Genomic DNA, 14,896 nt, shown 5'->3' on the forward strand with positions numbered 1-14,896 from the left:
TGTTAACCGCGAGCCACTTTATCTTTCAACGCCTGCTTCTCTGCAGGCGTCAGGAAGGCCATTTCCAGCCCGTTGATCTGCGCCTGACGGATCTGTTCGCGGCTCAGGCCCGCCTGCGGTGCGGCGATGTTGTACTCATGGATAATATCCACCCCCTGTACCGCCGGATCGTCCGTGTTCAGCGAGGCCAGTACGCCGTGCTCCAGGAACGTTTTCAGCGGGTGCTGGGCAAGCGTCGCCACGGTGCTGGTCTGAATATTGGACGTCAGACAGGACTCAATCCCGATACGCTGCTCTGCCAGGAAATCCATCAGGGCGCGATCTTCCACCGCCTTCACGCCGTGACCGATACGCTCGGCACCCAGCTCACGGATGGCCTGCCAGATGCTTTCCGGGCCTGCGGCTTCCCCGGCGTGAACGGTAACATGCCAGCCGGCATCGCGCGCGCGGTTGAAATGGGAGAGGAACAGGCTGCCCGGGAAGCCCAGCTCATCACCGGCAAGATCGACGGCGGTGATGGCATCGCGATGGGCCAGCAGCGCCTCCAGCTCCTGCAGGCAGGCGGCTTCGCCGAACGTACGGCTCATAATGCCAATCAGGCGGGCCTGAACATCGAAGGCTTTACAGCCTTCACGCACGCCTTCAATGACAGCTTCCACCACGCCCGCAACGGGCAGGTTGTGGGTCATCGCCATATAGCCCGGCGAGAAGCGCAGTTCGACATAGTGCAGACCGTTGCGGGCCGCATCTTCAATGTTCTCGAACGCTACGCGACGGCAGGCATCAAGCGAGGCCAGCATCTTTACGCCCCAGTCGAGTTTGCTCAGGAAGCTGACCAGATCCGGTTCATTTGAGGTGACCTGTACGTGGGGGATCAGGGCATCAAGCGTTTGAGCGGGGAGCGTTAAATTGAACTGGCGGCCAAGATCGAGAATGGTTTGGGCACGAATGTTACCGTCAAGGTGACGATGAATATCAGTTAAAGGCAGGCGTGTATCAATCATGGTCGCACTCTTTTCTGGTTAAAGTGCGCCATATTATAAAAACAAAACGGGGTAAAAAGCTATTTGCGCAAGGGAGTATTCCGTTGCGCAAACTGATTACCGCAGCGTGTTAATGCCGGCGATGAGGCGCTGAACCCCTTGCTCCAGCTTGCTGCGCGGACAGCCCGCATTCAAACGTACGAAGCCGTTTCCCTCTTTTCCGTAGGTATATCCCGGCATGATGGCGACTTTTTGCTGCTCGATCAGCACTTTTTGCAGCGACCGATCGTCAAGGTTCAGCGGGCGCAGGTCAATCCACGCGAGATAGGTCGCCTCTGGCGGCTGCCAGTTCAGTTTCGGAAAAGCGCTGTTTAATTCGCGAGCGATATACAACAAATTGTCTTCGAGATATTGGCGTAAGGCATCCAGCCAGGGAGCCCCCTGCTGATAGGCCGCGATATGGGCCGTCAGCGCCAGCACGGAGGGGGAAGAGAGCCCGTCGCGGCCTTTCAGGGCGCTGAGATAGCCGTTGCGGCTCGCTTCATCGCCAATGAGGCCGTAAGCCCCGGTGAGCGCCGGAATATTAAAGCTTTTCGAGCCGGAGGTCAGAAGCGCCCATTTGCCACGCGCCACCGCGCTCCATGGCGTGTGACGATGTTCGCTCCACACCATATCCATATGGATTTCATCGCTGATCACCGCCACGTCATAGCGCGCGCACAGTTCAGCCATGTGCGTCAGTTCATCCCGCGTCCAGACTTTGCCGGTAGGGTTTTGCGGGCTGCACAGCAGCAAAATTTTATTTTCCGGTTTCGCCAGGGCTGCTTCAAGGGCCGCCATATTCCCCTGCCAGCCTGACGCCTGCTTTTCCATCTCAACCGCCACAACACGACGCGCGTTACCCTCGATGGCTTTATAAAACGCATCGTAGGCCGGGGTGTGCACCACCACGCCGTCGCCAGGGTTTGACCAGAGCCGTATCAGCTCGGAGACCATGTAGATAACGGAAGGGCCATAGACCACGCTTTCAGTATCAATCTGGCAGCTAAAGCGTTGCTCAAACCAGTGCGCGATGGCGGCGAGAAATTCATCATTTTTCCAGCGGCTGTAGCCGAACACGCCGTGATGAATACGCTCATGCAGCGCGTCGGTAATGCAGGGGGCGGTAGCGAAATCCATATCCGAGATGGTGAAGGGCAGTAAATCGGCCGCGCCAAAACGGTCGGCGACATAGTCCCACTGCGTACACCAGGTGCCGTGACGATCCACGACGGTTGAGAAATCAAACATGCTTTAATCCTTAACGTAAAACCCCCTCAAGGTGAGGGGGCTGAGGCATCAGGCTTCAACTGTTCGCATCAGGGTGGCCAGTTCATCTTTCACTGACTGCACCTGCGGGCCGATAACCACCTGCAAATTGTGCTGATTAAGTTGTACCACGCCGATGGCCCGGTTGGCTTTCAGGGCGTTGGTGTCCACTTTGGACATATCCGCCACCGACAGACGCAGGCGGGTAATACAGTTATCCAGAGAGGTAATGTTATCCGCACCGCCCAGCGCCGCCAGAATGGCCGGGGTGTTATAGCCGGATTTCCCCACGGTTCCTGCAACCGCCTGTTCCACGCTGGTGGCCGTATCGGTATCGCGGCCCGGCGTTTTCAGGTTAAAGCGGGTGATGGCGAAGCGGAAGATGCCGTAGTACACCGCGAACCAGATCGCCGCCACAACCGGCACCAGGTACCACTTAGTGGAGAGTCCGTGCAGGATGCCGAACACCACGAAGTCGATCACGTTGCCGTCGGTGTTGCCGATGGTGACGCCGAGCACCGCCATCACGGTAAAGCCCAGACCGGTCAGCACCGCGTGGATGAGATACAGCACCGGCGCGACAAACAGGAACAGGAATTCGATGGGCTCAGTGGTTCCGCCCACGACGCAGGCGATCACGCCGGAAATCAGCAGTCCTTTAATTTTATGGCGGTTTTCCGGGCGTGCACAGTGGTACATCGCCAGCGCGGCGCCAGGCAGACCGCCGAGGAAGGCCGGCATTTTACCCTGAGACAGGAAACGGGTTGCGCTTTCAGAGAACCCGTGGGTGGTCGGGCAGCTCAGCTGTGCCTGAAAAATGGTCAGCGCACCGCTCACATCGTGACCGCACACCTCCATGGTGCCGCCCGCTTCGGTAAAGCGGATCAGCGCCACCAGGATATGCTGCAGGCCAAACGGCAGCAGCAGACGTTCGCCGGTGCCGAAGATCATCGGACCAAAATCGCCCGCGCCGTTAATGATGCGGCCAATGCCGTTAATGCCCATCGCGAAGACCGGCCAGATCAGCGGAATGATCAAACCAAACAGGCCCATCACCACCAGGGTGATAATCGGCACAAAGCGGGTACCGCCGAAGAAGGCCAGCGCATCCGGCAGACGGATATTGTGGAAACGCTCGTGCAGCATCCAGATAATCACCCCGGCGATCACCGCCCCGAGGATCCCGGTATCAATAGACTGGATACCAATCACGCTCTGAATATTGTTGGCTTTCAGTACCGCCGCGTCGGTGGTAGGCAGAATGCCTTTCGCGGTCAGCCAGAAGTTAACCGCGAGGTTCATTACGGCGTAACCCACAAATCCGGCGAATGCCGCGACGCCTTTGTTCTCGCGGGCCAGGCCCAGTGGGATAGCGATACAGAACATAACGGGGAGGAAGCTGAAGGCGAAGGAGCCGACTTTACTCATCCAGATAAAGATCGCCTGCAGCGCGGGCGCGCCGAGGAACGGGATCAGGGTGATGACGTCTTTACTGCTTAACGAGCTGCCGATGCCGAGCATGATCCCGCAGAACGAGAGGAGCGCCACGGGCAGCATAAAGGTTTTACCCAGTTGCTGGAAAAATTCCCACAGCGATATTTTTTGTGCTGCTTTCGCCGTCATAAAACGACTCCTTTATTGTTAAAATCAGTTTGCCTGCTTCAATGCTGCGAGAAGATAAAACGTTTTATCAAACTTTAGTGCGCTCTGTATCACATTCTCAGGCTTTGACTGGTAGTATAAAGATAACGTATTGATAAAACGTTTTACCGATCTCATTTCAGGGAGTCACGCCGACACATGGCTGTAGCGAAAAAAATCACCATTAATGATGTCGCGCTGGCGGCGGGGGTTTCCGTCAGCACCGTTTCGCTGGTGCTGAGCGGAAAAGGACGTATCTCACCCGCAACCGGCCAGCGGGTTAACGAGGCGGTTGAGCAACTGGGCTTTGTGCGTAACCGCCAGGCATCGGCGCTGCGCGGCGGGCAGAGTGGGGTGATTGGCCTGATTGTCCGCGACCTGACGTCACCGTTCTATGCGGAGCTGACAGCAGGGCTAACGGAAGCCCTTGAAGCGCAGGGGCGAATGGTCTTTTTGCTGCATGGCGGACGCGAGGCCGATCAGCTTCTCTCCCGTCTCGATATGCTGCTGACCCAGGGGGTGGACGGGGTGATCGTCGCCGGCGCGTCGGGCGTGGGCAGCGAGTTGTGCGAGCGTGCCGCCGAAAAAGGCGTGCCGCTGGTGTTTGCCTCCCGCGCCAGCTATCTCGACGAGGCCGACACGCTGCGCCCGGATAACATGCAGGCCGCGCAAATGTTGACCGAGCATCTGATCCGCCGCGGGCACCAGCGCATTGCCTGGCTGGGCGGCAAAAGTTCATCCCTGACGCGGGCTGAGCGGGTAGGCGGCTACTGCGCAACGCTGATCAAGTATGGCCTGCCGTTCCACAGTGAATGGGTTGTGGAGTGTGAATCCAGTCAGAAGAAAGCGGCGGAAGCGATAGGTGCGCTGCTGCGCAGCAGCCCGACGATCAGCGCCGTGATTTGCTATAACGACGTGATTGCCATGGGCGCCTGGTTTGGCCTGATCCGCGCCGGGCGTCAGAGCGGCGAGGGCGGGGTGGAAACGTTCTTCGGCCATCAGGTGGCGCTGGGGGCGTTCGCCGACGTCGGCGAAAACGCGCTCGACGATCTGCCGATCGTCTGGGCCACGACCCCTGCGCGGGAGATGGGCTACACCCTGGCAGACAGGATCATGCAGCGCATCGACAATACGGATGTCCAGGCCGGGCACCAGATTGTGGCGGCGCGGTTAGTGACGGTGAAATAGACACCTCGGCATATTGCCCGGCGATGCTGCGCTTGCACGGTCCTACAACGGCCCGGAATATAGGCCGGGTCAGGCGCAGCCGCCACCCGGCGGTACTATTTGGAAGCATGCTCGCTAATCCGCAAGTAACCCCATGTAAATCACAGCCCGTTATTTCTTTCCATCCTTATTCCGCTTATGGTGCATCCACTGCGGCAAACTCCGTAGTCAGGCGTGGAAACCTGTTTCAGCACACGATGATACAGATAATTAAATCCACGGAGACTTCTTTATGGCTACGATCCCAACTCTTTCTAACCCTCATTCCACTGACAGTATTGTCTGCCAACTTCTTGACCTGCCGATATCCTCAACGCAGGATCTCTTCGAACTGACGGATTGCTGCTGCGCTTTTGTTAATGTACTGCTGGAAACTCACGACAAAGCAGAGCGCTTAGCACTGTGTGGCCGTCTGGCATTTGCTATTGAGTAGCTGAAAAATCGATGCGATGAGGATTTACCGTCTCATCTGATTGAGAAACTGAGTACAGCGTTACCCGCGCGATCCTGTATGCCGGATTGCTGGCAAGATACTGCGATGCTGGTGGGGTATGCTCAGGCACTTAATCAGGCTTTGTTGAGCCAGACTCTGGCGAGCGCTGTCTCGCAAGAACTTGCCGGGTTATTGCATGACCTGATTTATCTCCTGGCTGACTATGTCAGAGAACCTTACCTGCTGCGCTGAGGTCATGCCCGGCGGCGCTGCGCTTGCACGGGCCTACAACGGCCCGGAATCGTAGGCCGGGTAAGCGTCAGCGCCACCCGGCAATAAAAAACCCCTCGCATGAGGGGTTTTGACGTTTACTGTTGTGGCGCTGCTGGTTCGGCTGGCGCTGCGGGTTCAGCCGGTTCCGGCGCGCCCAGAGCAGGCATACCAAACATGCCGACAAAGTCATCCAGCGGCATTTTGTCGCCGTTGAGCGTCACCTGGCCGTTGGCATACTGCAGGCTGGTGGAGATGGTGTTGTTGTCCACCTTGGTGATGCGGAACATCTGGCCCATTGCCGCCAGACCTTTCACCTGCTGATTCGCCAGCTTGCCAGCATCTTCATCGCCGTAGCCTTCCAGCTTCGCAATCTGGGTCATAAACTCGGTGGCCATATCCATCGGGATAGTCAGCTTGCTGTCGAGGGACTTCACGCTGCGATCCACTTCCTGTGCCAGCGTCTGAGGTTCACCCGTGGCGGTTGCCGGATCTTTCAGGAACAGAGAGAGGTTGAAGCTGGTTTCGCCTTTGCTGTTTTTCCAGCTCAGCGGCGCAACGGTGACCACCGGCTCGCCTTTCAGCAGGATTGGCAGGTTGTTGAACAGTACCGCCATAGCCTGCTGCTGGTACACCTCCGGGTTCTGCTGCAGCGCGGCATCGGTCAGCAGCGCCTGGCTCTCTTTGCTGTATTTCTGGCTAAATTCGTGCCACGCCTGGCCGTCGATATTGCCGATTTTCAGCGAAAACTTGCCGGTGCCCAGATCCTGATTCTGGACTTTCAGGCTCTTCAGCGTGTAATCCAGCTGGGTGTTGATGTTTTTGCCGTCTTTAGACACGTCGGATTTGCCGTCGATGTTCATGCCTTCCAGCACGGCCATCTCTTTACCTTCAATGGCAATCGCAATCTTGTCGACAGACAGTTTCTGATCGCCGATGCGCTCTTTAAAGTCGGTCATTCGGCTGTTGCCGTCGGCTTTCAGATTGTTAAAGGTGAGCTGAACTTTTTGGTTATATTCGTTTACGGCATCGACCAGGCCACTTTCCGCTTCACCCGTCAGAGATAACACGTTCCCGTCGCGGTCAGTATCAACCTGGAAATTGCCGCCGCTAAAGGCGACTTTCTCATTCTCTTTCTCGTAGTTCAGCGCTTTCAGCGCGATATCAGAACGGGTATCACCGGAGTAGCTAATGCGGGTGTTAATATCGAAAGGTGATTCATTCTTCGCCAGATCAAACAGCGGTTTGGTCAGGTCGTTGTTCACCAGAACAGTATGAACGGACGCCATCGACGGGATCAGGTTAAACGACTTTAACTGCGCCAGCGGGAATGGACCGTGGCTCACCACTTCATTCAGCACCACGCTCTGACTCGGCTTCAGCCAGCCGTTTTCATTACCGGCAACCGGCTTCACCACCAGCTGCATATGGCTGGTGAACACACCGCGCTGATAATTCTGGTAGCTCAGCTCTACGCCCGCTTCCGGTGCGCTGCCCTTAATTTCGCTGTTAGCCTGCGCCACCATCTCAGCCAGACGGCTTTCCAGCTGTTTCCCGGTATACCAGGAGGCACCCGTCCAGACCACGCCTAACGCTACAATCACTCCAACCGCTACGACCGATTTTTTCATTGCGACTATCCCTAAAATGAAACCAGGCGGTTGAAACCGCCCGGAGATATAAAACCTGCCACTAGCTTAGCAAGAGTTGTTAAAAAATTCAGTAAGTGCCTATAGCTTATTAAAAACGCGCGCCAGACGACCGGTGCCACTTACGCTTACCGGAGACTCATTCGCCGCAACAAACGCCGATTCACCCGGTTTCAGCACCAGACGCTCGCTATTTTTATGCAGAGTAGCTTCGCCCTCCACGCAGAACAGGATCGCCGCGCTCTCCTGCGCGATGGTCGTTTCTGTCTGGCTCAGGTCATGCAGCGAGAAAGCGAAATCCTCAACCGGGATCGGGAAGTCCAGCTCTGCGCCCTTTTTCACTGGCTGAGTCAGCAGCTCTGCGGCAGGTTTCGCCACGAACTTCACGTTAGCAACCAGTTCAGGGATGTCGATGTATTTCGGCGTCAGGCCCGCGCGTAGCACGTTGTCGGAGTTGGCCATCACTTCCAGCGCCACGCCCTGCAGGTAGGCGTGCGGGGTTTCCGCGAACAGGAACATCGCTTCGCCCGGGTTCAGCTTCACCACGTTCAGCAGCAGAGGAGAGAACAGGCCGCTGTCGTCCGGGTAGAACTCGGAGATCAGGCGAATGGTGTCCCACGGTTCACCTTGCTGCGTGGTCAGGGCTGCTTTCAGCACCGCCAGCGCGTGGGATTTCTCGTCACCCTGCATGTTAAGCAGGCTGGCAAACAGCTGGCTCAGGCCTTCAGCATTGGGGTTTTCGAGGAAGTGGGCGATAGCGTTATTGGCACCTGCGACCGGTTGCAGCAGGGAGATAATCTCTGAAAACTCGCGGAAGGCGTTCATCGCCAGGAACGGAGTCAGCGCGAACACCAGCTCCGGCTTATGGTTTGGATCTTTGTAGTTACGCTCGGCAGCGTCTAACGGAATACCGGCCGCATTCTCTTTCGCAAAGCCCATTTCAGAGGCTTTCTTATTCGGGTGGACCTGGATGGAGAGCGGCTGGTCGGCGCACAGCACTTTAAACAGGAACGGCAGTTCGCCAAAGCGCTGAGCCACCTTATCGCCCAGCAGCGCGGCTTCATCGGCATCAATGACGTCACGCAGGCTGTGCACCTGACCGCTGGCGTCTTCAATTTTTGAGCTGCTCTTCGGGTGCGCACCCATCCACAGTTCTGCCATCGGCAGGTTGTTCGGGTTCGCGATACCGTAGAGATCCGTTAACGCAGTTTTACTTCCCCAGGCGTAGTTTTGCACTGAGTTGATGAGTTTTTGCATTATCAAGCCCTGATTCAAATGTGGAATAAACTTCGGGTATTAAAGCAATAAACCACCGGGAAGTAACCTGTGGATGTAAAAAGTCGTACTAGTCTCAGTTTTTGTTAAAAAATTGTGTAGGATAAGCTGACTCGCTTTTAAGCGGGCAGCGGAACATCTGCCCAAATAATCAGACTGAAGCAGTAAGTGAGAGAACAATGTCGAACAAACCCTTCCATTATCAGGATCCTTTCCCGCTGAGTAAGGATCAGACCGAATACTATCTGTTAACCCGCGATCACGTCTCTGTCTCTGAGTTTGAAGGACAAGAGATCCTGAAGGTCGATCCGCAGGCGCTGACGCTGCTGGCGCAGCAGGCTTTTCACGACGCCTCGTTCATGCTCCGTCCTGCACACCAACAGCAGGTGGCCGATATCCTGAGCGATCCGGAGGCCAGCGAAAACGATAAATACGTTGCCCTGCAGTTCCTGCGTAACTCCGATATCGCGGCAAAAGGCATTCTGCCAACCTGCCAGGACACCGGCACGGCAATCATCGTCGGGAAAAAAGGCCAGCGCGTCTGGACCGGCGGCGGCGATGAAGCGGCGCTGGCGCACGGCGTTTACAACACCTACACCGAAGACAACCTGCGCTATTCGCAGAACGCGCCGCTGGACATGTACAAAGAGGTCAACACCGGCACCAACCTGCCTGCACAGATTGACCTCTACAGCGTGGACGGCGACGAGTACAAATTCCTCTGTATCGCCAAAGGCGGCGGTTCAGCCAACAAGACCTATCTCTACCAGGAAACCAAAGCGCTGCTCACCCCGGGTAAGCTGAAGAACTATCTGGTGGAAAAAATGCGCACCCTCGGTACCGCGGCGTGCCCGCCGTACCATATCGCGTTTGTGATTGGCGGTACGTCGGCGGAAAGCACGCTGAAAACCGTGAAGCTGGCCTCGACCAAATACTACGACGGCCTGCCGACAGAAGGTAACGAGCACGGCCAGGCGTTCCGCGACGTTCAGCTTGAACAGGAACTGCTGGAAGAAGCGCGCAATCTGGGCCTCGGTGCGCAGTTTGGCGGTAAATACTTCGCCCACGACGTGCGCGTGATCCGTCTGCCGCGTCACGGTGCATCCTGTCCGGTCGGGATGGGCGTGTCCTGCTCCGCGGATCGTAACATCAAGGCGAAGATCAACCGTGAAGGCGTGTGGATCGAAAAACTGGAAAACAACCCGGGTAAATACATCCCGGAAGAACTGCGTAAAGCGGGTGAGGGCGAAGCGGTTCGCGTTGATCTGAACCGTCCGATGAAAGAGATCCTGGCGCAGCTTTCACAGTATCCGGTCTCGACTCGTCTCTCCCTCAACGGCACCATTATCGTGGGCCGCGACATCGCACACGCGAAGCTGAAAGAGCGTCTGGACAACGGCGAAGGGCTGCCGCAGTACATTAAAGATCATCCGATCTACTACGCGGGCCCGGCGAAAACGCCTGAGGGCTATGCTTCTGGCTCGTTAGGCCCCACCACGGCCGGGCGTATGGACTCGTACGTTGACCAACTGCAGGCTAACGGCGGCAGCATGATTATGCTGGCAAAAGGCAACCGTAGTCAGCAGGTGACGGACGCGTGCCACAAGCACGGCGGCTTCTACCTCGGCAGCATCGGCGGCCCGGCTGCGGTGCTGGCGCAGGGCAGCATCAAGAGTCTGGAGTGTGTGGAATACCCGGAACTGGGTATGGAAGCTATCTGGAAAATCGAAGTGGAAGACTTCCCGGCGTTTATCCTCGTGGATGACAAAGGCAACGACTTCTTCAAACAGATCCAGTCCTCTCAGTGTTCGGCCTGTGTGAAGTAATTCTGTAAATTGCCGGGTGGCGGCTGTGCCTTACCCGGCCTACGTGTCTGGTAGGTCGGGTAAGCGTCAGCGCCGCCCGACACCAAAAAGAGCGCACAAAGCGCCATAACGTTTCTCAGAAGTCATCAATACTTATCCCTTAAGCATGTGAGCAATCCCTCTTTTGTTATCAAGGAGAAAGTAATGACAACGGTACGCCATGAGAAAGATTCTATGGGCGCCATCGAGGTTCCGGCCGACAAGCTCTGGGGCGCGCAAACCCAGCGTTCGCTCGAGCATTTCCGTATTTCGACCGAGAAAATGCCCGTCTCGCTGATTCAGGCGCTGGCCCTCACCAAACGGGCAGCCGCGAAAGTTAACCAGGATTTAGGCCTGCTGGCGGCCGACAAAGCCACCGCCATCATGAATGCCGCCGACGAAGTGCTGGCGGGCAAGCACCCCGACGAATTCCCCCTTGCCATCTGGCAGACCGGTTCCGGCACGCAAAGCAATATGAACATGAACGAGGTGCTGGCAAACCGGGCCAGTGAGCTGCTGGGCGGCGTGCGTGGCATGGAGCGTAAGGTCCATCCAAACGATGACGTCAACAAAAGCCAAAGTTCTAATGACGTCTTCCCCACAGCGATGCACGTGGCGGCGGTGATTGCACTTCGCGAACAGCTTATCCCGCAGCTCAACGTCCTCAAATCCACGCTTAATGACAAGGCGCAGGCCTTCCGCGATATCGTTAAAATTGGCCGTACGCACCTGCAGGACGCCACGCCGCTGACGCTCGGCCAGGAGATTTCCGGCTGGGTGGCGATGCTGGAACACAATCTGAAGCATATTGAGAACAGCCTGCCGCATCTGTCGGAGCTGGCGCTCGGCGGCACGGCGGTGGGGACCGGGTTAAATACCCATCCGGAGTACGCGGTGCGCGTGGCGAAGGAGCTTGCTGCCATTACCGGTCAGCCGTTTGTCACGGCGCCCAATAAGTTCGAAGCGCTGGCGACCTGCGATGCGCTGGTTCACACCCACGGTGCGCTGAAAGGGCTGGCGGCCTCGCTGATGAAAATTGCCAATGACGTGCGCTGGCTGGCCTCAGGCCCGCGCTGCGGCATTGGTGAAATCAGCATTCCGGAAAACGAGCCGGGCAGTTCTATCATGCCGGGTAAAGTGAACCCGACCCAGTGCGAAGCCATGACCATGCTCTGCTGTCAGGTGATGGGCAACGACGTGGCCGTCAACATGGGCGGTGCATCCGGCAACTTCGAGCTGAACGTCTATCGCCCGATGGTGATCCACAACGTTCTGCAATCAATTCGTCTGCTGGCGGATGGGATGGAGAGCTTTAACGAGCACTGCGCGGTGGGCATTGAGCCAAATCGCGAGCGCATCAGCCAGCTGTTGAATGAGTCTCTGATGCTGGTGACTGCACTCAATACCCATATCGGCTACGACAAGGCCGCCGAGATCGCCAAAAAAGCGCATAAGGAGGGGCTGACGCTGAAAGCCTCCGCCCTGGCGCTGGGCTATCTGACGGAGGCGGAATTTGACGCCTGGGTACGCCCGGAAGCGATGGTCGGCAGTCTGAAATAATCATTCCGCCACATACAGGTGCAACCGCGGAATAATCAGCTGAAGCGGTTGCGCCTGGGGTCTGTAACGGTGCTGGACATTTTCAGCATCGTAATTCAACAGCTCACCAATGTCCGGCACGATGGCACCCTGATCGGCATCATAAAGCGCAATCAAAGGCGTCGGGCAGGCATACTGCACCTGTTTTTGCTGACCGGAATACCAGACGCGGGCGATAGGCTGAACTTTCACCGGGCGCTTGATCTTGAGGCGCGTCTTTGCCGGTAGCGACGCGATGCTGTGATATTCCTGCTCCAGGCGCTCAATCCACTGCTCGCGTGACCACGGTGCGACGGTGCGTGGCGTCTTCAGACTTTTTTCCAGCTGGGCCAGAATTTCATCCCGGGTGAAATTCTTAATGATGTGCTTATTCGCCCAGCCGAAACGCAGCGTGGCGGGGTGACGCAGTACCGTCAGGGTGCGGTAGGCATTAAGGGTTATCAGGCCCGGAAGCTGACGGTGCACCCACTCAAACCGGGCGGCAGGGGCCAGGCCCGACTCTTCGGTGATGATTTTTTCAAAGGTCGCTTTCAGGGTGTTGATGTGGGCAATCTGGGTTTCCAGCGCTTCACGCGCTGCGGCATCGGTTTGCAGGCAGATCACACCCGGCAGACGCACGGCCGCCTTGCTGCTGCGCTGTTCTGACTGCTGCTGGATAAAGAGATGGCGGTAGTGCTTCATCGCCAGCTCACAGGCGGCGTTGCCGATGTGCTGTTTCACCTCGATGGTATCCAGCGGATCGTGCTCGGCCCCTTTGGCCACATCGGGCAGGGTAAAGACGCGCGCGGCCAGCAGACGGCAGGCCTGCAAACGTTCTGTCAGGGTCAGTAGCTCGTGTTCTATTTCGCGAAAGGTGCTGTTCAGCCTTTCGATAAGATCGTAGGATGCCATAAACACTCTCATTAGTTACAACATACTTATCATATAGCACAGCACGCCGGGTCAGGCCAGCGTGCGGTTTAGGTCAGGCAGGAACGGGAAGGGCGATGTTATGGTACACGGGCCAGCTAAAGCAGAAGCGCGCGCCGCCGAGTTCGCTCTCCTCGCAATGCACGGTGCCGCCCATGGCCTGGGCGATAGAGTAAACAATCGCCAGCCCCAGTCCACATCCACCGGTGGCGCGATCGCGGCTGGGGTCTAAACGTACAAACGGTTCAAACACGGTTTCGCGTGCTTCCGGGGCAATTCCCGGGCCGTCATCCTCAACCGTCAGGCTGGCCTGATTGCCCTGCACATCCAGGCCAATCTGGAGCGTACTTTCACTGTAGCGCAGGGCGTTGTTGATCAGATTGTCCAGCACGCGCTCCATCAGGCGCATATCGAGCGCGCCGTAATCACCTTGCGTGACGCGCGTGCGCAGCGTGCGCTGCGGGTTCACGCTCTGGACATCATCAATGTGGGTTTGCAGCCAGTCAGGCAGGTCCGGCGTGCTGAGGTTGAGTTCGTTCTGCGGGCGGTCGAGGCGCGCGTAAGTAAGCAGCTCCTCAATCAGCGCTTCAAGCTGACCAATATCGCGGTTAAGCGCCTGAGACTCTGATTCCGTCAGATTCTCGCTCATCTCCAGACGGTAGCGCAGGCGAACCAGCGGCGTACGCAGCTCGTGCGCAATCCCGTCAATCAATTGCTTCTTGCTGGCGATAAGGGCATTGATATTATCGGCCATCTGGTTGAAGGCCACGCCCAGTCGTTCAAAGCTGGAACCGCTGTCGAAGTGGATACGCTCGGTAAAATGCCCCTCGCCAAAACGCTGCGCGGCGGATTCGAGTTTCAGCATGTCCTGCCAGTGTGGGCGCATCCAGATAAAGACCGGAAACGCCAGTGAAATGGCAATAAAGGCCATCAACGCCATGTCCAGCAGACGCATCTGGTGCAGATAATAGAGATAGGGCACCGGCCCGACGGCCAGCACGTAGTGGCTGCGAGGAATACGCTGGATAAAGGTATATTTCTCATCCAGCGCGACGATGTCGCCCTCGCGCAGACGCTGCATGGCGGGCGGATCGAGTTCGAAATCTTTCAACGGCTCGATGCGTAAATCGAACGACAGATTCAGATCCAGCTCTTTCAGGGTTTTCGCCCAGTCGTGTGGCGGGATCTCTCTCAGCTCGCTGCGCATCAGATAGAGCGAGCTTTTCATCAGGTCATCCAGCGACTGTCTGCCCGCACGTTCGGCGGTAAACTTATAAACCAGTCCGACCAGCATGGTCATCACGAGGAAGCAGACAAACAGTAAAAGATAAAACTGCACAAACAGCTTTTTCATTGGATCTCACCGCAAAAACGCTATGTGCAGAATATACATGAAAACCCTTCAGGTTTTTCATGTCTGTCGAGCGTGTTAAATGGCTTTCGCGCGGTTTTTTACCTTGGCGATGAGTTTTTCCGTCACGGCCAGGCCTTCCGCAATGTGCATATCAATCACATCCGTCCCGAATTCGTGAATAAGATCCAGGAGTATTTCGTATGACTGGATCAGTTCCAGCAGGTCAAAGAGCGCTTTTTGATCGGTGCGTGAGGGGGAGGCGTGGTTAAGGGTAGCCTGATTTACAATCCACTCAAGATTGGTTTTGATGGCTTCTACCTGATTGTAGCTATACATAATTCATGGTCTTAAATCCTCATTTCAAGATTTTATGGGAGAGATGTCGTGAAAGCTTCACGGCGAAA

12 protein-coding genes are annotated in these 14,896 nt (G+C 56.7%); 4 read left to right on the forward strand and 8 right to left on the reverse strand.

Going from position 1 to position 14,896, the window contains the following annotated elements:
- Window positions 1-2 precede the first annotated feature (2 nt).
- The 3 genes from add to malX form a co-directional block, all read right to left on the reverse strand.
- A complete protein-coding gene (add, locus tag C1N69_RS09825) occupies window positions 3-1,004 on the reverse strand; it encodes an adenosine deaminase (protein ID WP_025758367.1) in 1,002 nt (333 codons plus the stop codon).
- Window positions 1,005-1,100: 96 nt separating this feature from the next.
- Window positions 1,101-2,273, reverse strand: coding sequence for a MalY/PatB family protein (locus C1N69_RS09830; RefSeq protein WP_155031080.1), 1,173 nt, complete (start codon window positions 2,271-2,273; stop codon window positions 1,101-1,103).
- Window positions 2,274-2,321: 48 nt separating this feature from the next.
- Window positions 2,322-3,914 carry a maltose/glucose-specific PTS transporter subunit IIBC gene (malX, locus tag C1N69_RS09835; protein ID WP_095449759.1) on the reverse strand — a complete coding sequence of 531 codons (1,593 nt, stop codon included), beginning with the start codon at window positions 3,912-3,914 and terminating at the stop codon, window positions 2,322-2,324.
- A gap of 177 nt (window positions 3,915-4,091) precedes the next feature.
- On the opposite strand from malX, the gene C1N69_RS09840 reads away from it, so the two are divergent.
- Window positions 4,092-5,120, forward strand: coding sequence for a Mal regulon transcriptional regulator MalI (locus C1N69_RS09840; protein WP_025758370.1), 1,029 nt, complete (start codon window positions 4,092-4,094; stop codon window positions 5,118-5,120).
- Between the two features lie 271 nt (window positions 5,121-5,391).
- Window positions 5,392-5,592, forward strand: coding sequence for a hypothetical protein (locus C1N69_RS22920; RefSeq protein WP_244956323.1), 201 nt, complete (start codon window positions 5,392-5,394; stop codon window positions 5,590-5,592).
- Between the two features lie 368 nt (window positions 5,593-5,960).
- Here the strand turns inward: C1N69_RS22920 and C1N69_RS09850 are convergent, their stop codons facing one another.
- The gene (locus tag C1N69_RS09850) at window positions 5,961-7,493 is read right to left on the reverse strand and encodes a YdgA family protein (protein WP_155031081.1); all 1,533 of its coding nucleotides are present in this window, start codon (window positions 7,491-7,493) and stop codon (window positions 5,961-5,963) included.
- Between the two features lie 99 nt (window positions 7,494-7,592).
- Window positions 7,593-8,768: a mannose-6-phosphate isomerase gene (manA, locus tag C1N69_RS09855; protein WP_155031082.1), complete on the reverse strand. Its 1,176-nt coding sequence runs from the start codon at window positions 8,766-8,768 to the stop codon at window positions 7,593-7,595.
- A gap of 197 nt (window positions 8,769-8,965) precedes the next feature.
- Between manA and fumA the strand changes: the two genes are divergently transcribed.
- Together fumA and fumC are read left to right on the forward strand one after the other, a co-directional pair.
- Window positions 8,966-10,612, forward strand: a complete 1,647-nt coding sequence (gene fumA, locus C1N69_RS09860) for a class I fumarate hydratase FumA (protein ID WP_025758374.1) — start codon at window positions 8,966-8,968, stop codon at window positions 10,610-10,612.
- 183 nt (window positions 10,613-10,795) lie between these two features.
- Complete coding sequence (gene fumC, locus C1N69_RS09865; protein ID WP_059385257.1) at window positions 10,796-12,190, forward strand: class II fumarate hydratase; 1,395 nt, start codon at window positions 10,796-10,798, stop codon at window positions 12,188-12,190.
- On the opposite strand, the gene tus is transcribed toward fumC, so the two are convergent.
- From tus to C1N69_RS09880, 3 genes are all read right to left on the reverse strand, one after another.
- On the reverse strand, window positions 12,191-13,120 hold the full coding sequence (gene tus / locus C1N69_RS09870; RefSeq protein WP_094917627.1) for a DNA replication terminus site-binding protein: 930 nt from the start codon (window positions 13,118-13,120) through the stop codon (window positions 12,191-12,193).
- A gap of 73 nt (window positions 13,121-13,193) precedes the next feature.
- Complete coding sequence (gene rstB / locus C1N69_RS09875; protein ID WP_104557705.1) at window positions 13,194-14,492, reverse strand: two-component system sensor histidine kinase RstB; 1,299 nt, start codon at window positions 14,490-14,492, stop codon at window positions 13,194-13,196.
- Between the two features lie 75 nt (window positions 14,493-14,567).
- Window positions 14,568-14,828 carry a hypothetical protein gene (locus C1N69_RS09880; RefSeq protein WP_155031083.1) on the reverse strand — a complete coding sequence of 87 codons (261 nt, stop codon included), beginning with the start codon at window positions 14,826-14,828 and terminating at the stop codon, window positions 14,568-14,570.
- Window positions 14,829-14,896 lie beyond the last annotated feature (68 nt).

It is taken from the genome of Enterobacter sichuanensis (genome assembly GCF_009036245.1).
Classification (GTDB): Bacteria; Pseudomonadota; Gammaproteobacteria; order Enterobacterales; family Enterobacteriaceae; genus Enterobacter; species Enterobacter sichuanensis.